Source organism: Flavihumibacter fluminis (assembly GCF_021491375.1).
Lineage (GTDB): Bacteria > Bacteroidota > Bacteroidia > Chitinophagales > Chitinophagaceae > Flavihumibacter > Flavihumibacter fluminis.
Genome location: NZ_JAKEVY010000004.1, coordinates 154,764 through 176,277, shown reverse-complemented (window position 1 = coordinate 176,277; position 21,514 = coordinate 154,764). Strand labels below are relative to the sequence as shown.

The window sequence follows — 21,514 nt, the reverse complement described above, 5'->3', positions numbered from 1 at the left end:
ACCTCTCACTTCCTAGTGGTGATGCTCCGCCTGCATCTTCTGGAAATCTTCCAGGCTGATCACCTTTTCGTCTCTGCTTACCAGGTTTTCTGCCACATTGAAGATTTTGTCGGTCTGGATGCGGTGGTAGCTGTCTTCTACGAATTTGCGGTCCTTCATCATTCGCTCTACATAATCATTCACCCAGGGTTGCTCAATGTCAAGTTGTCCCATATTCATATTGCCCATATAGGAGAACAGCTGTGCTTTGGCAAAACCACGCAGATCGTCCTGGTTTACTTCAATCTGATTGTCTTTTACCAGCTGATCTACGATCAGGGTCCATTTCAGGGAGTTAGCGAAAGAAGGATACTCTTGCTCCGCCTGCTCAGCCGTTTTGGGCTGCTCACCCCCCTGCTGCATCCAACGCTTCAGGAAGGATTCCGGAAACTCAATTTGGGTTTGGTCAATCAGGTAATGGTAAATGCTATCGTACAATTGATTGCGACTCTGATTATCCAGTTGTAATTCAATATCTTCTTTCAGTGCTGCGCGGAAACCGGCTTCATCTGCGATTTCTTTTCCGGGGAAAATGGCTTTGAAAAGATTCTCATCCAGGGGAGCTTTTTCAACCAGTCCAACCTTGGTTATGGTAGCCTGGAATTTTTTCCCACTGGCAGCAGGGTCTTCTTTGGCGAGGCCCAGGTCACTCAGGATCCACTCTCTTTCCTTCTCTTCAAATGCATCCCCAAGGGTCAGTTGAAAAACATCGTCTTTTTTCTTTCCCATCAGCTGGCTGCGGAAGGCAGGTGCGAAATATTTTACCAGTACAGAATTGTCTTTTTTAACACCATCTTCCTTTACGGCTCCGTTTTCGTCCAGTTCCTGGAAGCTCAGGTTCAGCACATTTTCTTCATTATCGACCAGTTCTGGCTCGGTCATATTTCCGTTACGAAGTTGCAGGCGATTGGTTTCCTCGTCCAGCATTTCCTCAGAAACAGTGATCTTGTAATAAGGCAATTTGGCAGCTTTCAGGTCGGCAACTTTAATTTCCGGCTTCAGTCCTACTTCAAATGCGAAGGAATACTCGGAAGGAGCCATATGGTCCAGCTTAGCACTATCGTTCTCCGGCAGGGGGAGGGGTTGAGCGAAAATTTCGAGCTTTTCATTTACCATGAAATTACTCAATTGCTTTTCTACCGTGCGTAATACCTCATCAGCAAATACAGACTGACCGTGCATTTTGCGAATCAGTCCGGCCGGAACCATTCCTTTCCGGAACCCGGGGATATTTGCCTGCTTGCTGTAATTTTTAAGTGCTTTCTCGAAGGAGGGCAGGTAATCTTCTTTTGACAGTTTCACAGTAATCTTGTCGTTCAACTGGCCAATATTTTCCCTCGTTACGGTTGCCATAAATGGTGTTTTTTGTTGATACAAATGGGCAAAAGCAGTTTTGCTTGCCTTAAAATGGGGGGCAAAGGTAAGAAGCAATTGGCAATTGACAAGTCCTATTTATCCTGAAGTACCAACAGGGGAATTTCCGACTGGTACACCATTTCACGGGTATGACTTCGGCTGAACAGGCGTTCCCACCAACTGTGTTTATGAGCAACCATTACCAGCACGTCCGTTGGATGGTCGTGCAGGTATTGTTTGAGGGATTCTTCTACCGATACATGTTCCAGGTCGAGATAACTATGGGGTATTGTTTCCAGCATGGGATCCAGCCGTACCTTGCCTGCTATCTGTTCGGCTGACATAATTTCACCCGGTCTTTGCACATAAACAATTTTCATATGCATATCAGGCTGATTTCCCGACAGGACCTTAAGCATTTTCAGGCAACGTAGATTCATTGTATAGCTGAAATCAGTAGCATATACCACCTGCTTCCAGGGTGCATAAACCGATTGTTCTGGTACTACCAGCACTGGTACGCTTGATTTCCGCATGATGGCTGCTGTAGTGCTGCCGATCAGTTTATCCAGTGTATTAGTTACTCCGCGCATTCCTGTTACAACCAGATCAGCCCCTATCTCTCCCGCCTGGAATACTACTTCATCCGCCGGAAGTCCAATCGTTACCAGCGTATTAACCTTGATATCGTATTGGTTTTCCAGTCCTTCTGCCATTTCCTTCACCAACTTTTCATTGTCTTTTTGCAATTCTTCCACAGAAACCATCACATAGGGAACTTCGCTTACAGGTGTGGGCAATAGATAGGCGTGCAGCAAAGTGAGGGTTGCGCCATTTAATTTGGCAAGGGCTGCAGCATAAGCGGCGGCACCGCGACTAGGATTCGAAAAATCGGTAGCTACCAGGATAGAGTTCATGGTGATTATTTTTAGATCCTGAAATTACAATTACCCAATTTAAGCAGAACCTGATAATTGTCAGGTTAAATGCTGATTATTTTAACAAGGCAAAAAATATCAGAAAGTATGACTAAGCCGGATGGTTGGCGTTGGTTTTTTGAAAAAATCTGAAAAATACAAACCGGCTTCCAGATTGGATTTACGGTATTGATAACCACCCAGCCCAATGCGAAACGTGGAAGGGGTGTAGATTGATCCTCTTTCCTTTAATAGATAACCAACTGAAAAATTCCAGTTCAGGCCATTATTCTCGAGGCGTTCTCCGTTTTTTAATCTCCAGGCTTTATAGCTGAACTCAATAAAATCGTTCCGGAAACCCGACAGTTTGCCATCCGGATTTTTCGTATAGGCAAAAGTTGGTTGCCAGGCAATACCGATGGCATGTTCGCGGTTCCTGTATTTATTAATCAACACAAGGGTTGCTTTTAGATTAAAGGCAGGCGTAAAGTACCCCTGGTAATTTTGTAGTAGTATGCCTGCATTCAATTCCAACTGGTCATTTGACTTAATAGTATGGCCCCGTTTTACAGCAGCTGTTATGGAAGGGTCATCTGCCAGTGCATAATTTTCAGTAGCAGCAAGCTGCTTCCATTTCCCGGAATGTTCCTGCAGAAGGGTATTCATTTTGCCATTCAGTTCTCCATTTAAAATTTCCGGAATATCACTGATTCGGTTAATACTTACCGTTAGTCGGTAATACCTTGGATAATCCGGATTTAATTTGTGTTCAAGTGGTGCTGCAGGATGTTTAATAATTCCGGTTATAACAAGACTATCCTGCAGTGTTTTTAATAAGGCCGTTTCCTGTTTCAGTTTAATATAGTAGCTATCCGTAGGGGTTGTTTTTCTGCTGCGGATTTTTGTGAGTCCGTCTTCCAGGCAACTAAGATCAAACCGGACTGCCGATAGAGGATCGCTGGTTGTATCAGCAAGCTGTTGAATATCTTCATAGGCCTTTAGTATCAGCGAATCCAGGTTCAGCAGCCGGCTGAGATCGTTGATGTCGGCCAGTTCAACTGTGACTTTATTACTGTTTTTTAATTCGATAGTAAAATTCCTGCGAAAGGTAAAATCCGATGGAATTCCAAGTTGGTTCATGCCTGTAGTTTGGGCAATAGAAGGCATACTGCCTGCGGCCAGCAGGACTGCCAGAATACTTTTTTTCATCAGCTTAATTTGAAATGGGAATGGTTATGGTAAATCCTTTTTCCTGTTTGGCAACAGGAACAGTGCTTCTTTTCTTCTGTTTATTGATGCTATAGGGACGATCCGGATCCCTTAATTCGTTGAGATGATAAATTTTTTTTGGTGTTGCAGAAATAATGGGCTGTACACCGGTTTCATCAATAAGTGGTTCCGATGCTGAAGCTATAGCCGGAATACTCACTGTATCGGGTTTTGGGGCCAATACCTGTGTGGGAACCTGATTGTTTTTTTTGTTTTGCTTATGGCTGACAACCGGGGATGGTGTTACGCTTTTTTCTGCCTGACGCACAACTTCCATCTTATTGTTCTCTAATGGAGTAGCGCTGGCGGTTTCGTTTTTAGGAAAACTGCTGGTAGCCCGGGTGTAGGGGAGGCTTTTTACTGGAGCCGGTTGAAAGAACCGGTAAGAAAAATAAAGGAGCAGGAGCGCCGCCGCCCCCCAAAGGGGATACTTTATTGCTGATCTGCGCCAGATTGAAACCGGGGCGCGATTTTGTTCTGCTCTAAGACGCTCCAGTTGCTGCCAGGCGTTCTCCCTGTCGAGAGCGGGATAAGCAGGATGTGTCGTAAGACCATCCAGTTGTTCCCGTAGTTGATTATATGGTTTTGTACCGGACATAATTGATTCCTGCTTTTTGTATGTTCCGTTGAAGTAATTGTCTTGCTTTACTCAATTGTGATTTGGAAGTGCCTACAGAAATCTGCAATAAATCGGCTATTTCCGGGTGATCCAGCCCTTCTATCACGAACAGGTTAAAAACAGTGCGGTAACCTGCCGGTAATAAAAGAATCTGGTCAAGAAGACTTTCCGCATCCAGTTTTTCCAGCACCCCGATTCCGTCTTCCGGAATTTCATGAACCGGTTCGCTGATTAAAACGAGGCAGTTCTTTTTTCTGAGGTGCATCAGGCATTCGTTAATCATGATCCTTCGTGCCCAGTTAATAAATCCGTGATCATGTGCTTCTTTAAAATGGACCAGGTTGCTAAACACTTTAAACATGCCTGAAATCATCAGGTCTTCGGCATCCTCCCTGCTTTTGACATACCGCAGACAGAGGAATAACATCCTGTCCGCAAGCGCTTCAAACAAAGCTTTTTCCGCTGCTCTGTCCCCTTTTTTTACCTGTATCAAGATTGAACCAAAATCCATTTGCCGAGTGTAGGTTAGCAATAGAAATGCAGCCGGACCTCCAAGGGTTGCCCGGCTGCTAAAATAATTTTAATACAGAGATGGATTAATTCCTTTTTTGCAAAGCCTGTGCTATAGCTTCCAATTGCTCATTAAAGGCACTCATTTGCTGAAGGAACAAACCGGTACTGTCCTGCCCGGCCATACCGCCGTAGCGATTGTTCTTCCGAAAGATTGACTGTATCTCTTTCCACCGGGTTTCTTCTTCCTCAGTAAGCATTTCTGCGATTTCTTTCAGTTTTAACAGATTAGCTTCTGCATCTGAGGTAAGCGTCTGCGATTCTCCCTCATAATGCGAACGGATCAGGTCTCTTATTTCCTGCTCGTTCATAAGGGGGACTACCCTTCCTGCCAGCTTGTTCATATTGCGATACGATCCCTGCAGTTTGAATGGAGGTTCTGTGCGGTAGGCATCTTTCATTGCTGCACTTGCAATGTATTGCTGATTGACCTGTATAACGATGTCGCGTATGCGAAGTATATGCTTCAGCACTTTCATTGCATCTTCCAATTCCTGCTGACTGTGATTACCCTCCAATTCAGGTAAGGATTCCGATCCGGTTTCGAGGTATTGGATCAGTTTGTAGAGGTCCGTAAAACTTTTATTAGTGATTTTCTGCAGGTAACTGTTTTCAGCTACGGAGTTTTCGATCAGGCTAAGTTTAAACAGCGCATCAGCATTGCCGATTACATCCCCCAGGTTATAAACATCGGCCCTGTTGGCCAGCATATCCGGTATTTTGAATTGTTCACCGCTTTCTGTATAAGGGTTGCCCGCCATTACTACACAGAATCGTTTGCCACGGAGGTCGTAGGTTTTACTTTCTTCTTCAAAAATGCCATCCATTTTTCGTTGTCCATCGGCCAGTGAAATGAATTTCTGCAGGAATTCCGCACTGCAATGCTGGATATCGTCAATATAAAGCATTACGTTGTCTGCCATTTCAAAGGCCAGGTTGATTTTTTTAAGTTCTTCCCGGGCGCCTGATGTGGTAGCTTCCAATGGATCAATGGAGCTGATCTTGTGTCCAATGGTAGGTCCATTGATTTTCACGAAATGTAGTCCCATCGTTTTTGCGAGGTATTCCATCAACGTGGTTTTACCATACCCCGGAGGTGATACCAGCAAAAGCATGCCCATCCTTGCGGTTCTTTTATCATCCCCAGCAGCCCCGATTTGTTTGGCCAGGTTTGCCCCGATTAAAGGAAAATAAACTTCATTGATCAAGCGGTTACGAATAAACGAACTTAATACTTTAGGTTCCAGCTCGGAAATCTTCAGCTGGTTGCGATAGGTTTTGATCAGCTGTCCTTTTTCCTGGTTGAAAGCAGTGAAAGCGGGTACTACGGTACGGTTGTATTGCTGAAGTTTTTCTATAAAACTGTGAAAATGCAAGGAATATCGTCCATCCCGTATCACAGTATGTGTGCCTTTAAGTGTATCCAGCGCCGTTGTATCGGCACCGGTTTTTTGCTTAAAAGGATGCTGGCTGAATAGCAGCAAAGCAACCGCTTCGGTCAGGTACCAGTTATTTGTTTCACCCGGAATGGTATGAAGATAGGCCTGTAGCCAGCTTTGAATCAATTGGAATCGTTCCAGATTGGTAAATTCCAGGTTTTCGGTTTCCTGGTGAAATGCCTCCAGTCTTTTGTTTTGCTGGAGGTGCTCCTTAAAGGATTTTGTCAGCTGGTAGGCCTGCTGGCTTATGGTGAAATCTTTGTTTACTGAAAACTCCTGGTATAAATAGACTGCCATCTCTGCGGCGGTTTCCGCATTGATTGCCGGTTCAGCCTTCAGAATAGTGCCGACGATTTCTTTCTCAGCAAATTCAAACTGCCTGCTCCGGGGGAAACTTTTTTCAATAGAATAGGTGGCAGTTATCAGTTGCCGGAGTCGTTTCTGTACCGGTTCATCCAGCTCCATCCAGAACAATTGGGCATAGGCTCGCAGCTTCGGTGAATATTGAAGGATGCCCAATTCTTCCTGTAACTTTTTCAGTGCCTGGTAAATTGTTAAGGCATCTGAATTATGGACCCCTTTTATATAACCTGCTGCGAAATCACGTTCCGTTTTTTCATTGATATAAGCAGCAGCATCCCAATCCTGCGCACTTTGTTTACTCGCCAGGAAAGCCTCATAGGCAAGAAACTCGGCGCGATATACTTCCTGATTTTCTGAAACAATCTCTTGGTCCCAGATAGACTGATAGGTATAGAGTTTTTCCTCCCGGATCTCCTTGTAAAAACTGGTTCCAAGTAAATGATAATAGAGTCGTTCATTTCTTCGGACAATATTCAGATCCAGTACCTGCTTGTTTACAATGAACTTGTGATTGCCGAGTGATAATATATTGTTGCCACCCTCAAAGAGTTCAGTTTTATCTCGAAGCTGACGAAGTGCATTTTCCTGGGTCAGCTTGATCAGGTTCAGTAAATTTTCGGCCTTGGCTACATCGCCTAAAGTCTTTAATTCCTCAGCCAGGTTACGGACCTTATCAATCATGAGGTCTGATGCAAAAAATGCATAGATGTTTTCTTTCTTGTCGAGCGATTGAACCTTGTTTTCAATATTCTTCAGGACCCGCAATCCGATTTGTTCCAAGCTGCCGGTTCGTTTATTGATTTGCGTTAGCAGGATTTCCTTTTTGCCGCTGAATGCCTTGCTGATCTCATCTCTTTTATCCGCGATCTTCAGCACGAATTCCTCAAAATCGGCGAATTTGCTTTCCAGTTCTTCAACCTGAATGCTGATTTTCGTAAAGTACTCATCGGTTTTTTCAGGCGTATCGGAGAGGTCCAGAAAATTCACCATGCTTTGTTCCAGCAAGGTGAGCTGTGCATGGAATTCACCCGTAAGTTCCCGGGTCTTGAGGTTGGAAACAGTTCGGGTTAACGCGGCCTTCACTTCATTCAAGGAAGAGAATATAACAGCGATTTTTTCAATAATCCGCGTGGTTTGTGTGCTGTCTTCAATCTTAAGGCTGTTCAGGATATCAATCACCATTTCCAGTTGTTTGGCGATTTCCTGAATGGCTTCTGAAACAGGTTGCGCATCCACTACTTTTTGAATGCGTTCAACTGCCTGCTTCTGTTCAGCTACTTTCCGTTCGTAGGGTATCAGTGCTTCTTCCTTCAGCAGAAACCGTACTGTATCCTCTGAAAGCGACTGGTTATAGGTCTGCAAAACCTCCCTTAATTGCTGTACGCCTTCTGTATCAACATATTTAACGTTAAGCAGATCGATTACGGTGCCCTGCATGCTACGGGTATCCGCCAGTAAACGTACCAGCTGATCCAGTGTTTGAATGGAGGCATTTTTGATATCGATCACCTGTTGCTCCACTTTTTTCTTCATGGAGACTAGCACTTCACGTGCATGCTTACGTTGCGACTGTACTTTTGCAAATTCATCTATAGCCGTATTGGCGATAGACTGGATCTGCGCCAGTGGTTGAGCCAGGTTGCCTGCCACATCCTCTTTGATCCAGAAATAAGCATCCAGGATATCCGATGATTTTTTCAGTATATCTTCATACAGTCCTTCGTAACTGTCTTCCTTTTGAATCAACTGCAATACTTCCTGGCATTCACTCATGGCAGCTACAATGTCCTTATTGCCAATTTTGTAGAGGTAATTATTGATCAGTGATGCATTTTCCTGAAGTGTATTGGTGTAGGGTGTTTGCCAGATCTGTACCTGGTGGTGACGGATTGCTTCATTTTCAGACCTGAAATAAACGAGTGTACCATCATTAAAAATCGTATACCCATTGCATATAATCGGTGTTTCCACCTGCCTGGAAATAATATTATAGGACATCAGTACATAAATGTTGGATGTCCGCTGGTAAAAACAATACAGAAAATCTTCGCCGTTGGGAGATGCCGTACTTTGTATGAATTCAAGATCCGTGATGCCGTTTTCAAATAGTTTGTATTCCCCGCTCTGAAGGTAATATCCATTCGAAAAAATAATGCCCTGGTTCTCGGGCAATACAATACCAGCTTCTACTAAACTGGGTATGGAGGTAACCTCCTTCGTCCTAACATTAAAAATATAGGCCCGGAAATCTTCCTGGTAGGGTTTGATCTTGATGGCGATCAGGTTGCCCAGGTCGGCATAATAATAGAAGGCGTCATCCAGTTGCTGATCCCGGTTGTTGACAGGGTCTGAAAATATTCCCTTCCCGGTATCTGTATTGTTTTCAATCTTGAAAGTGATATCACCATTCAATGCTTCAATAAACACTTTATCCTGAATGGAAATATGCGGATGTATGCCCAGTCTCCGGTTGCTCAGATCAGTCTGGATCCACTGGAAGTCATGTTGTGCTGCTTTTCTGACCTCGTGAATACTCCGGTCGTCCTGGTAGATCAACTGTTCATTTCGGATCAGCCATTTGAATGCTTTTCGGTCATCCGGATTTTTGCTGGTCTGAAATACCATGTAGAGATAATTCTGCTTACGGTTGAATCCTGCAAATATGGAGTCACGATAGTATTTATATAGGTTGGTATAATCAGTTATGAATGCGGAATCTTCCAATATACTCAACGGCTGCGGTTCAAAATGATCGCCGGTGAAAGTATAGATGCTGAATACATCCGATAATTTGATATCCTCTCTTAACCCAAAGTGAACATTATAGGCAAAGAGGGTAGTATTCCCAATGGCTGTAATGCCCCGGGCTACTCCATTGTTCTCGGTACTTATCCGTTGGTTGGCGATCAATTGAAATCCGGAAGAATTGAAAATCTCTTTTCTTGCCTGGTTTAATTGTGCCAGTCTGCCGGACAACTCCAGACGCTGTTCCTGCAAACGGTTCCGGATAATTTCATATGTGCCTGCATCCAGCACATCCTGTCGGTTCGTGTCCATTCCTGCTTTTACCTCCATCAATCAATCATTCACTTTCGGTTAGAGCTTTTTGTTAGAGATGCCCAGGCTGCTCGCCAGGTTCGCCAGGTTTAATAACATTGGCCGATCGGCATCTGAACTCTGTTGCTGCATTTTCAGAATGAGGCTGGATATGGTGAGGTTCTTGATATCATTCGTTGAGATATTGTATTTGTCAGCGAATTCACGTATACGTTCCAGCAAATCACCACTGTTGCTGCCATCGCCGATCAGTGCCTTTTTTATATCCGTAGCGTGTTCGCTTTCATTGATCAGTCGGTCAAATCCTTTGGCATTGGAAATCTGGTTGACAATATTCTGGAAGAACATGGTTTCTCCACCGACAATATCGATTTTCGCGGTACGCAGGGCTTCCGCCAATACATCGGCCTGCGCATCTGCGATATCTTTCTGGATATGAATTTGCGCCAACGCGATGTCTTTTTCTTTCTGTAGCAGCAATTTGAATTCTTCGTGATCCTTACCAACCGCATCCAGTTTTTTCATTGCTTCTGCTTTCTCCTGGATTCCTGCTGCTTCTGCAAGCGCTTTTTCTCTGGTTACTTCCGCCTGAGTTAATCCTTCCTTGCGTTTGGCTTCTGCAATTTTTTCAATCACCGTTGCATCCACCGTGCCCTGGCGTTCTGCCGCTTCAGCTTTGGCAATCATTACTTCTGCTTCTGATAAGCCAAGAGTTGCTTCTTCTCTTGCCTGGGCATCAGCCAAAATTTTCCTGGCTTCTGCCTGTTTAACAGCCGCTTCTTTTTTAGCCTCAGCATCGATGATCAATTGTCTGGCTTTTTCCTCGGCCGCTTTCTTATCTGCTTCGGCGGCTTTTACAGTGAAGATGAGTTTTTCTTCGGCTTCACGACTCGCTTCTGTAATACCTACTGTCTTGGCACGCTCTACTTCGCGGAAGGCTTCCAGATCTTTAATGCCCTGTTGTTCTTCCACTACGCCCTTTTCCAGGCGAACCCGCTCCTTAATTACATCCTGTATATTCTTACGTTCAACTTCCACCGTTTTCTCTTTCTCGATTTGAGCCAGTGTTACGATCTTTTCTCTTTCGGTTGCTTCGAGCGCACGATCTTTTTCTACCCGTTCGGTTTCTACCGCATCGGTTCTCAATTTGTTTTTCTCTGCTATGATAATCTGGCGCAGTTTGTTCTGTTCCTGTATGGCGAGCGACTCTTCCGTTTTGATTTTCACCGATTCCGCTTTCAGTCGCTCTTCTTCCCTAACTTTCATGATCTCCGCATTTTCTCGTGCTTTTATATTATCAATTTCGCGGCGCTGCTTTTCTTCCTTTTCAGCCATTTGGCGTTCCAACTCAAGAATTGCTTCCCGTGCTTCCACGTTTTGTTTCTTAATTACTTTTTCTTCTTCCCGCTTGATGAGGTTTGCTTTGATGTTTTGTTCTGCGGTTAATTCTGTAATCTTTTTAATACCCTGGGAGTCGAGGATATTCTGGGGACTCAAAAAAGAGATTTCTGTTTGTTCCAGGTAATCAATCGCGCAGTCGTCCAGGATATACCCATTCAGATCCGTACCAATGATATTCAGGATTTCCGTTCTGAACTCACGACGTGCTTCATAGAGTTCGATAAAATCGAATTTCTTTCCCACAGTTTTCAGTGCCTCTGAAAATTTGGCTTCAAATAAATTCCGGAGGGTATCCACATCACTGGCTCTTTCTGTGCCAATGATCTGGGCAACATTGAGTACGTCGTCCACATTTTTGTTTACGCGAACAAAGAAGGCCACTTTGATATCAGCCCGTATATTATCCTTACAGATCAGGCCATCATTTTCCATCCGGTCGATCTGCAGTTTTTTAACGGAGATATCCATGATCTCCATTTTATGTAAAATGGGAATCACATACATTCCTTTGTTGAATGCAACTTTGCCACCGCCCACGCCGGTACGCACAATGGCTTTACCCTGCGGTATTTTTTTGTAAAAAGTGGCAAATGCAAATAATACGATGAAAATCAGAAAAACAATACCGCCGATCAGCAGTAGGCTAATGCCGCCAAGTGCTCCCATAGTTGATTAAAGGTTTACAGGTTATATGTTTGGTTGGTAATATACTAGCAGAATCCAGTTTATACAATATTGGACAGATTTATTTCCGGAATAACGAGATAATATTTTTTATCTGCTGATTCATCGGCTATCATGACCTGGGCATCATAGGGTAGGGGTTCACCTGTTTTGCTTTTTACATTGATGCGGATGATATCCGACTGAACTTTGAGTTCTGCAGCGCCAATGGTTTCTCCGGAAATAGTAGAACGCATTATGGCATTTCGTCCGATAAGATCCACAGCTTCTTCGCCATTGTATCCCATAGCAGCGTATACTTTTACCAGCGGTTTGGTTGCATAACGGGTGATGAAATAAGTGACCAGGAAAACCGGTAGCAGGATAAAAACTGATTTCCATCCCCATGCCGCCAGGCCAAGTGTTACGGAAGACACCAGCGTGATAATCCAGGCAATGAACTTAAAAGTAGAATACACTACCATAAATGGCACTTTGCCTATATTGATATATTCCAGGGCTTTGTCGAAAAAGGATTTGTCGCCAGCGGAATCGCTGAGATCCGATTCAGTGTCTGTATCTACATCTGCTCCATGTACATTCAGGTCTGCCTCTGCTCCCCCGTCTCCAAAGAAATCACCGGCAATAAAAGTAAAGAGCCAGTAGATAGCTGTTATGCCGGTTAATACCGTCATTATTGCATTACTCAGAGGATGAAACAGCAGATCAAAAAAATCAGACATAGCTTAAGCAGGGTTTTGGTTTATTCCTAGTTTTTCCTTGATGGCTTGTAAGTCTTTTTCAATGGAAAACGAATCGTCTTTTACCAAGTCGTTCAATTCATCTTTTAAGTTGCTTTTGTTACCGGCAATTTCTCCGTATGCTTTTGCCAGGGCCTCCTGGTCTTCCACTTTATTTTTCATTCGTTCAAGCATAGCAATGGTTCCGTTGGTATCCAGTTGGGCCAGCTGTTTATTTACCTGTTCTGTTGCCTTGCTTACTTTTACTCTTGCCTTTAAGGTCCTCAATTCTTTTTCCCATTTCTCCATATTCTCCTTAAGAATCTCTGTGTTGCGCAACATCTCCCGGGACGACTGCTGCAACGATACTACCTGATTGCCCAGTTCCTCAGATTCTGCCCAAAATTTTCTTCGGAGTGATAAGGCTTCCCTTGCCAACTCTTCTGCTTTACCCATATCTACCTGGCCAACCTGCGCCTTCTGCATGATTAAAATAGCTTTTTCTGCATAATTCAACGATTCTTTCTGACAATGGAGTTGGTCATTTTCAGTTCGGATTGCAAGTGCTTTTACTTTCGCATATGCTTCGGTGGCATCCGCCAGTTCCTTGCGAAGTTCTCTCAATCCCTGTTCTGTCATTTTAACCGGGTCTTCCATTTTTTCAACCGCGGCATGTATTTCAGCCTGTCCGATCCGGAAAAGTCGTTTAAAAATGTTCATGTTTACTGTTTTGAATATGATTAAATCAGTTGTTGCTATCGCTTTGAAAAATCAATGATTTGGTCTGCGTATTCACTGAGGAGGAGTCCCAGTGAATTGATCGCTCCTTCAAACTCATTAAAATTTATATGCTCCAGTTGCATGGTATACCGAAACAGCACTTTATTACCTTCTTCATTAATAACAAATGCACCATGTATGGTATCCCTGTTTTTCTGCAGTAGTTGTTTAAACATATCACATTGATCCTGCTGGAAGGAAAACAGAAACTGTTCCATGATCAGGATCGGAGGTGCAATGCCGATGATCAGGTTGTGAATACCGTCTGCGGGATTATCAATCTTCAGGATGCCCTGTTGCTCGTTTCGATACAGAATCCTGCAGTCCAACTGCCGGGTAAAGGCTTCAATTTGTTCTATATAATGATTTGCCATACTCAGAAGGTTCCTAACAAATCTAATAAAAAAAATGAAAAATGCAAAAAAAATTAGCACATAGATAAAAAGAATATCACTTATCTTTGGATGAATGACGAGGATCGGAGCCAATATTAAAAAGATTCGAACTGCCAAAGGATTAAGCCAGTTGGCTTTTGCTGAATTATTTGAACTCACTCGGGGAAATATCTCTTCCTATGAAGAGAACAGAGCGGAACCCCGGCTTGAAACTGCTCTTCGAATTGCCAATTATTTTTGCATACCGCTGGAGGCATTTATTACCCGAACGCTGACGATCAACGAAATTCTGCAATTCAATGGTGATAAACTGCTGGAAGAGGAACAGCGACTGCTTCAGATGCAACTACGACAGGTTCCTTTTCTTAGTGAAACCATCTTTCTGAAGGCCTCCTACCGCGAAATAAAGTTTACAGACCTGGAAATGTTCCCCAAACTGACCCTTCCGGAGATGAATTATCACTCCCTGCTGGCGGTTTCTTATCAGTCCAATATGGCGCATCATAGTTCTTATTCACTTTATCAACCCAGGGATGTACTGGTTTTTGAGGCTGTTTCAGAAGAAAATATCCATCTGTGTATTGGGAAACAGGGACTTTTCCTTACTGACCTGGAGCTGATCCTGGGCAATTTTGAATGGCAGGATGAACTGCTGTTATTAGTGCTGAATGAGTTAAGGAAATTACCAGTGAAGCCTGGCCCAGAGGCCGGATTTTGGAAGCTGGTGGCCGTTTACCAGCATCTGACATAAAAAAAGCGATCGCTGCTAGAACGATCGCTTTTTTGTGCGGGCGATAGGAGTCGAACCTACATGCCTCGCGGCGCCAGATCCTAAGTCTGGTGCGTCTGCCAGTTTCGCCACGCCCGCATTCTCACGTCTCACGTCTCACGTCTCACGTCTCACGTCTCACGTCTCACGTCTCACGTCTCACGTCTCACTCCCCGAAGGGGCTGCAAATGTAGTGGTTTTCACCAATAAAAGAAAACATCCTTCTTTTCTTTAAATTCGTAGTGTTTATTATATTGATAAGGAGCAAGTAATGTATGGAAACAGTAGCGGTGATACCGAAATATAATCTTACCGAAGAGCAGGAAAAGAAATTGATCTTGAGGGAATACCGGGCTTTGCTCCGATGCCTTAAACCAAAACTCAAACCCGGCGATAAGGAACTGGTGCGTATAGCTTTTGAAATGGCTGCCGATGCACATAAAACCATGCGGCGCAAAAGCGGGGAGCCCTATATTCTGCACCCCCTTGCCGTAGCCAGGATCTGCGTGGAAGAAATAGGACTGGGGGTCCGTTCTACCATCTGTTCCCTGTTGCATGATACGGTTGAAGATACCGATATCACACTTGATGACATTGAACGGCAATTTGGGTCCGAGATCGCCCGCATTGTAGACGGCCTTACCAAAATCGCCAATGTAATCGATGTGAACGCCTCTCAACAGGCAGAAAATTTTAAAAAAATCCTGCTTACCCTTACCGATGATCCACGTGTAATTCTCATCAAACTATCCGATCGCCTGCACAACATGCGCACCCTGGAGAGTATGAAGCGGGAAAAACAACTCAAAATCGCATCGGAAACTGTTTATGTCTATTCTCCGCTTGCACATCGTATGGGGCTCTATACCATCAAAACCGAGATGGAAGACCTTGCGATGAAATATATGGAGCCCGATGTGTACAAAGAAATTGCCCGTAAACTTGCGGAAACCAAAAGAGAACGCACCCGCTATATCAATGAATTCATCCGCCCCCTTCGGGAGAATATTGAAAAGACCGGCTTCAATTTTGAAATTCATGGTCGTCCCAAAAGCATCCATAGCATCTGGAATAAGATGAAGAAAAAAGGGGTCAGCTTTGAGGAAGTATATGATCTCTTTGCGATCCGTGTCATTCTGGATTCACCCACAGAACGTGAAAAAGAAGATTGCTGGAAAGTCTACTCAATGATCACGGATGAATACACTCCTTCTCCCGAACGGCTTCGCGACTGGCTCAGCAATCCTAAAAGCAACGGATATGAAGCCCTTCATACAACAGTAATGGGCCCGCAAGGGAAATGGGTGGAGGTTCAGATCCGTACCAAACGCATGAACGAAATCGCTGAGAAGGGACTTGCCGCGCATTGGAAATACAAGGAAGGGGCGGCAGATGAAAGCCGTTTTGATAAATGGTTTCATCAGATCCGCGAAGTGCTTCAAACACCCGATAATGATTCGGTCGATTTTTTGCAGGATTTCAAAACCAGTTTTCTGGCCGAAGAAATCTATGTGTATACACCCAAAGGCGATGTGAAAATGCTGCCAGTAGGTTCAACAGCACTGGATTTCGCCTTCTCTATACATTCGGCTGTGGGTGCCCGTTGTATCGGTGCCAAAGTAAATCATAAACTGGTTCCGCTCAGTCATAAACTCAGAAGCGGTGATCAGATCGAAATCATTACCTCCAATAAACAGAAGCCATCGGAAGATTGGCTCAATTTTGTAGTAACTGCCAAAGCAAAGACCAAGATCAAGGATGCCCTGAAGGAGGAGAAGAGAAAAATTGCAGAGGATGGTAAATACATTGTGCAACGTAAGCTGGAGGGAATGGGTGCCGGATATTCCACCCACAATACGGAGATACTAGCTGAGTTTTACAAACAACCTTCACTGCTTGATTTTTTCTACCAGGTGGCTACCCGTGGTATTGATCTGAAAGAATTATCAGAATTCAATGTGCTGGGTGATAAACTGGAAGCACCCAAACCTGTAAAGCCGGTAGAAGAAAAAAATGAGCATCCCACCATTAGTGATTTCTCCAAAAAAGATACAGAACTGATCATCTTCGGAGAAAGCAGCGATAAGATTATGTACAACCTGGCGAATTGCTGCAAGCCGATTCCAGGTGATGATGTATTTGGTTTTGTAACCACCGGAAAAGGACTTACTATTCATCGCACCAATTGTCCGAATGCGTCCAAACTGCTTGCGAATTATGGTCACAGGGTAGTGAAAACCAAATGGGCAAAAAATAAGGAGATATCGTTCCTGACCGGACTCAATATTATTGGACTCGATGATGTGGGGGTGGTGAACAAGATCACCAATCTTATTTCAGGTGAAATGAAAATCAATATCAGTGCTCTTTCCATTGAAGCTAAAGAGGGCATCTTCAGGGGTGCTATCAAAGTATTCGTTCATGATAAGGAAGAACTCGATGAGTTGGTCGCCCGTCTCAAAGGGCTCAGTGGTATTCACAGCGTTGATCGGTTCGATGCAGAACTAAGCTGATTTTTTAGTTCACGATAAGATGGTCTCAAATTGTTTGGGGTCTTGATAAGCACAATCTTTTCAAGGCCCTTTTTTCGTGATGAGTGGTAAGGTTTCACTGCAACGCATCCGGTTTTAAATCAGTCAGTGTCCCCGTTATCGTCTTAACAATTTATTAATTGTTGAGGCATTGTAAACACCAAATCAAAATGAATTCATGAGAAGATTTTTCGGGACCTGGCTGCCTGTCCTGCTGGGACTGGTATTGCCACTGCTGGCGGCTGCACAGCAGACTGTGAAAGGCAGGATTACAGATCCTGCAGGAAACCCATTGCAGGGCGCTACCGTCCAGGTGAGAGGCGCACAACAATCCACCCAATCAGATGAAAACGGAAATTTTACCATCTCGGTGCCTGCAGGCTCCAACCGGTTGGAAGTATCCTTTGTTGGATTTCAAACCCAGGTAGTTTCCATCCGTTCAGGAGAACTGCTTATTCAATTGAAAGAGGATGACTCCAATTTGAATGAAGTAGTAGTAACCGGATTGGCATCAACCATCAAGAAATCAAATGCTGCCAACTCGGTGGCCAGAATCAGTGCCAAAGAGTTGACTGGTTCCACTCGTCCGCCTACCCTGGACGGTGCAATCAGTGGAAAGATTCCCGGCGCACAAATCACAGCTAACTCTGGTGCACCCGGAGGTGGCGTGAGTATACGCTTAAGAGGTGTATCTACCGTTGCCGGTTCTTCCCAACCACTATTCGTAATAGATGGTGTTATTGTTAACAACGATCAGTTTGCAACGGGAACGGGTACCCGCGCATTTACCGGTGCCACCAGCCTGGATGCCGGTACACAGGACCAGGCCCCCAACAGGATTGCAGATATCAATCCGGCTGATATTGAAAGTGTGGAAGTACTGAAAGGGCCTTCCGCTTCTGCAATTTATGGTTCAAGAGCGGGTGCAGGAGTGATCGTAATTACCACCAAAAGAGGTAAGACCGGTAAAGCACGTATTACCATTAACCAGGATGCAGGTTTTACCAAAGCCAGTAAATTCCTGGGATCATCCAACTGGTCGAGAGAAAAAATCCAGACCTATGGCGGCGCTTACAATATTTCGGAAGAGGATGCACTTGATCTCTTTGATGCTGCCAATGGCCGTACCTGGGATTATGAAAAAATGATCTGGGGTCATACCGGCAAGATCAACAACACCAGCCTGAATGTGTCGGGTGGAAACGATCGTACCCGTTACTATATCGCAGGGTCTTATCAGCGGGAAACCGGTATTCAGAAGAAAACCGGCTATACCCGGAAATCTTTCCGTATGAACCTGGATCACAAGCTGACTGACCGGATTGATTTTAAAGTGAGCAGTAATTTCATCAACTCCTATGCGAGCAGAAGTTTTACAGGAAATGACAACAACGGCGTTTCATTAACGTACCACCTGCCCTATATTCCGAATTTCCTGGACATCGCTCGTCGCCCGGATGGATCCTATCCTCTGATTCCGGGCCGTGCTCAAAACCCGATGGAAATTGTTGATCGTGCGGAGAATATTGAAAAAACCAATCGTTTTCTCAATTCAGGTGAGATGAATATCAAGCTGCTTTCCAGGGGTAAATCAACCCTAAAGTTAGGCATACGCGGTGGTGTTGACTTCCTGGTATCCGAGCCAACCGTTTATCTGCCGGAAGATCTGCAACTGATGCGGGAAGCAGCACTTAAAGGCGCCATTCGCCTGACTACAAATAAATCCCGCTATACCTACATGCAGGCGGGCCTCAATTTCAACACTACCGTCGGTAATAACCTGGAACTCACCACGGGTCTTGTATTCCTTCGTGATGATCAGCGGACAGATCAATCCTTTATCCAGGGAGAAGGCCTGCTGCCGGCCCAGCGTAACCCCAGTATTGCCCAGCGGGTTACTTCCGGTAATATCATCAACCGTAGTAGTGTGGTAGCTTTTGATGCAAGCCAGGAATTGAACTGGGACGATAAGATCATTGGCCGGGTTGGCGTAAGAGCGGATAAGTCAACTTTGTCCGGACTCAATTTTGACAAATATTATTATTACCCAAGAGCTGCCGTTGCCGTCAATGTGGCGAATTTCGGTTTCTGGAATTCTAACATCATTACCCAGGTGAAACCACGTGCCGCCTATGGTGAAGCATCCGGATTCCCTTCTTTTGACGCAGTGTATTCCAATTTGGTAGGGGTAAACTATGGGGGAGAACTCGGATCCATACCGCCTACCTTACTGGGTCTGAGTGCGCTTGATCCCGAACGGGCACAGGAAATCGAATTTGGTCTGGATCTCGGATTCCTTCAAAACCGTATTACCCTTGAAGCTACCTGGTACAGTAAGAAAGTGAAAGACTTTTTGTATCCCTATACGCTGGCACCTGGTACCGGTGTAACCTCCATCAAACTGTTCCCGGTTGGAGACCTTGTAAACAAGGGTATAGAGATCGGCCTGAATGCACAGATCATCAAACGTGCCAACTTCGACTGGAGCAGTTCCGTGCAGTTCTGGAATAACCGGACAGAAGTAACCCGTCTCGCGATTCCGCCCTCCTATGTAGCTAGTTCCGGCTTCGGTACCTATGGCAGAAAACGAATAGCACTCGGAACTTCGCCCACGGCGTGGTGGGGTTTGGATACAGCCGGAAATACCGTTCGTTACAAAGATTACCAGCCTGATTTCCAGTTGAGCTGGAATAACAATATTCGCTTTGCGAAGAACTTTGATTTCAACATGCTTTGGCATACCAGTCAGGGTGGTTACAATGCTTCCCTCACCCGCTTGTTGAAAGATGAAGGAGGAACCACCAAAGACTGGAGCACGATTGGTAAATCCGGAGATCCGGTGGGCATCGAACGCCAGGGTTCAGAGATCACCAATTTCGTTTTTGACGCGAGTTATATCCGTCTTCGGGAATTAGGTCTCTATTATACTGTTCCAGCGAAGTTCCTGGAGTCCGGTTTTGGAAAAGTGGTGCAAAGTGTACGACTGGGCTTCTCTGCTCAGAACCTGGTAACCATTACCGATTACTACGGATACGACCCGGAAGTTTCCAACTTCAATACGGGTAACGCCGGTGGTGCGCTAACTGGCGGTGTTGACCTGGCCCCCTTCCCGCTTGCCAAGCGCTATTTCTTTCACCTCAATATCGGATTATAAAATTGATAGTAATGATGAAACGAATCTATAAAAGCCAGTTGCTTGTATTGGCCCTTGCAGCGGTACAATTGAGTTCCTGTACCAAAACGGAATATGTTCCCAACCCCAATGCACCTACCCAGGAATCGGTATTGAGAAATGCCACCCGGCAGCAGATCAGCCAGTTGGGCGTGGGTGTCCAGTCGGTTATGCGTGATGGTGTATTCTCTTTTCGGACCTGGTCGGGTTCCATCGGTCGTGAAGTAGTGTACTTTGCTCAGACGGAAAGCCGCTATTACCGCGAGCTGCAAGGGGAAATTCCACTTGATGCTGCCGGTATTATGTATGGCTGGTATTCCAATTTCAACCAGACCCGTCGCCGGGCTGAAATCATGCTGCAGTCTGCTACCAACACCGCTGCTTTATCAGATGCTGAAAAAGCTGCCGCGAAAGGTTTCGGTAAAACTGTTCAGGCCTATGTTATGCTGAACTGTCTGAACATGATGGGTTCCAATGGAATCCGGACCAGCTTTTCGGATCTGAGTACAGAAGGCGATCTGCTGAAGCCGGGTTGTTTTAAGAACTATACTGAATCACTTACTTATCTGAAAGGCCTGGCAGATGAAGGCCTGGCTGCCCTGGAGCAGGCTGGTACTACGGAGTTTCCTTTCCCAATGGTAGATGGCTGGGGTGATCTTGCAACCATTGGCGGATTCAAGCAATTCAATCGTGCTGTAGCAGCCCGCATTGCCTTATATCATCAGGATTGGAATACCCTGGAAACAACCCTCAATCAGTCGTTTCTTGACCTCAACGGAGACCTGAATGTTGGACCCTCTTTCCTTTACTCTACCATACTGGGTGATGAAACCAATCCCATTTGGCGCAGTATTGAAAACAACAGTACACCGATTCTGGTACAGTCTGATTTTGTGCCTGAAGCAGAGGCGGGCGATAAACGGGTCTTCGGAGCCAGCATGGCAGAAGGTGGAACGGCAAGGGTTCGGCAGCGTACCACTGCTACAGCACCCCCGGATTATCCTCTCATGACGCATGAGGTACAGATGTTTGCTACGAATACTTCACCGGTTAAATTTCTTCGCAATGAAGAATTGATCCTGATGTATGCGGAAGCAAAACTGCAAAAAGACGAACTGGCGGCGGCAGTTGCTGCGCTGGATTATATCCGCACCCAAAATGGTTTGGCTGCATTGGCCACTGCCAAACCGGGTATTATCGGAAACAAGAACGCCCTGATAGATGAACTGCTGCACCAACGCCGGTATTCCCTGTTCATGGAAGGGCATCGTTGGTTTGATATGCGGCGCTACAACAAGCTGAATGCCCTGCCGCTTGATAAACCTTCGCATTCGGTATTTGAAAAATTTCACATACCTCGTGCCGAAGCCGATTGGGATAGTGTAAACCCTTGTCAATAAGCGGGTAAGAGTTTTTGGTTGAACTAATAATTTG

Annotated in this window: 14 protein-coding genes and 1 tRNA gene; 4 read left to right on the top strand and 11 right to left on the bottom strand. The window is 45.0% G+C overall.

What is annotated here, in order from left to right:
• Positions 1-12 precede the first annotated feature (12 nt).
• The 10 genes from tig to L0U88_RS15870 form a co-directional block, all read right to left on the bottom strand.
• Positions 13-1,392 (bottom strand): trigger factor, encoded by a 1,380-nt coding sequence (gene tig / locus L0U88_RS15915; RefSeq protein ID WP_234867078.1) that lies wholly within the window; start codon positions 1,390-1,392, stop codon positions 13-15.
• Positions 1,393-1,487: 95 nt separating this feature from the next.
• Positions 1,488-2,312 carry a universal stress protein gene (locus L0U88_RS15910; protein WP_234867077.1) on the bottom strand — a complete coding sequence of 275 codons (825 nt, stop codon included), beginning with the start codon at positions 2,310-2,312 and terminating at the stop codon, positions 1,488-1,490.
• A 99-nt stretch (positions 2,313-2,411) separates the two neighbouring features.
• The gene (locus L0U88_RS15905) at positions 2,412-3,521 is read right to left on the bottom strand and encodes a hypothetical protein (protein ID WP_234867076.1); all 1,110 of its coding nucleotides are present in this window, start codon (positions 3,519-3,521) and stop codon (positions 2,412-2,414) included.
• Positions 3,522-3,525: 4 nt separating this feature from the next.
• Positions 3,526-4,179, bottom strand: coding sequence for a hypothetical protein (locus tag L0U88_RS15900; protein WP_234867075.1), 654 nt, complete (start codon positions 4,177-4,179; stop codon positions 3,526-3,528).
• Complete coding sequence (locus L0U88_RS15895) at positions 4,157-4,711, bottom strand: RNA polymerase sigma factor (protein WP_234867074.1); 555 nt, start codon at positions 4,709-4,711, stop codon at positions 4,157-4,159. Before L0U88_RS15895 ends, L0U88_RS15900 begins: the two co-directional genes overlap by 23 nt.
• A gap of 85 nt (positions 4,712-4,796) precedes the next feature.
• The gene (locus L0U88_RS15890) at positions 4,797-9,629 is read right to left on the bottom strand and encodes a DNA repair ATPase (protein ID WP_234867073.1); all 4,833 of its coding nucleotides are present in this window, start codon (positions 9,627-9,629) and stop codon (positions 4,797-4,799) included.
• Between the two features lie 39 nt (positions 9,630-9,668).
• Positions 9,669-11,696, bottom strand: a complete 2,028-nt coding sequence (locus tag L0U88_RS15885; protein WP_234867072.1) for an SPFH domain-containing protein — start codon at positions 11,694-11,696, stop codon at positions 9,669-9,671.
• A gap of 59 nt (positions 11,697-11,755) precedes the next feature.
• The gene (locus L0U88_RS15880) at positions 11,756-12,436 is read right to left on the bottom strand and encodes an OB-fold-containig protein (protein ID WP_234867071.1); all 681 of its coding nucleotides are present in this window, start codon (positions 12,434-12,436) and stop codon (positions 11,756-11,758) included.
• 3 nt (positions 12,437-12,439) lie between these two features.
• Positions 12,440-13,153 carry a PspA/IM30 family protein gene (locus L0U88_RS15875; protein ID WP_234867070.1) on the bottom strand — a complete coding sequence of 238 codons (714 nt, stop codon included), beginning with the start codon at positions 13,151-13,153 and terminating at the stop codon, positions 12,440-12,442.
• Positions 13,154-13,188: 35 nt separating this feature from the next.
• Positions 13,189-13,587: a type III secretion system chaperone family protein gene (locus L0U88_RS15870; RefSeq protein WP_234867069.1), complete on the bottom strand. Its 399-nt coding sequence runs from the start codon at positions 13,585-13,587 to the stop codon at positions 13,189-13,191.
• A gap of 94 nt (positions 13,588-13,681) precedes the next feature.
• Here L0U88_RS15870 and L0U88_RS15865 point away from each other — a divergent pair, with 94 nt between their 5' ends.
• Entirely contained in the window at positions 13,682-14,359 is a 678-nt protein-coding gene (locus L0U88_RS15865) for a helix-turn-helix domain-containing protein (RefSeq protein ID WP_234867068.1), read from the top strand.
• A gap of 35 nt (positions 14,360-14,394) precedes the next feature.
• On the opposite strand, the gene L0U88_RS15860 is transcribed toward L0U88_RS15865, so the two are convergent.
• A tRNA-Leu gene (locus tag L0U88_RS15860) sits at positions 14,395-14,476 on the bottom strand.
• A gap of 176 nt (positions 14,477-14,652) precedes the next feature.
• Between L0U88_RS15860 and L0U88_RS15855 the strand changes: the two genes are divergently transcribed.
• The 3 genes from L0U88_RS15855 to L0U88_RS15845 all read left to right on the top strand — a co-directional run bounded on the left by L0U88_RS15855 (position 14,653) and on the right by L0U88_RS15845 (position 21,480).
• Positions 14,653-16,890 (top strand): RelA/SpoT family protein, encoded by a 2,238-nt coding sequence (locus tag L0U88_RS15855; protein WP_234867067.1) that lies wholly within the window; start codon positions 14,653-14,655, stop codon positions 16,888-16,890.
• A 196-nt stretch (positions 16,891-17,086) separates the two neighbouring features.
• Positions 17,087-20,062, top strand: coding sequence for a SusC/RagA family TonB-linked outer membrane protein (locus tag L0U88_RS15850; RefSeq protein ID WP_234867066.1), 2,976 nt, complete (start codon positions 17,087-17,089; stop codon positions 20,060-20,062).
• Between the two features lie 11 nt (positions 20,063-20,073).
• Positions 20,074-21,480, top strand: coding sequence for a RagB/SusD family nutrient uptake outer membrane protein (locus L0U88_RS15845; protein ID WP_234867065.1), 1,407 nt, complete (start codon positions 20,074-20,076; stop codon positions 21,478-21,480).
• Positions 21,481-21,514: the final 34 nt, after the last annotated feature.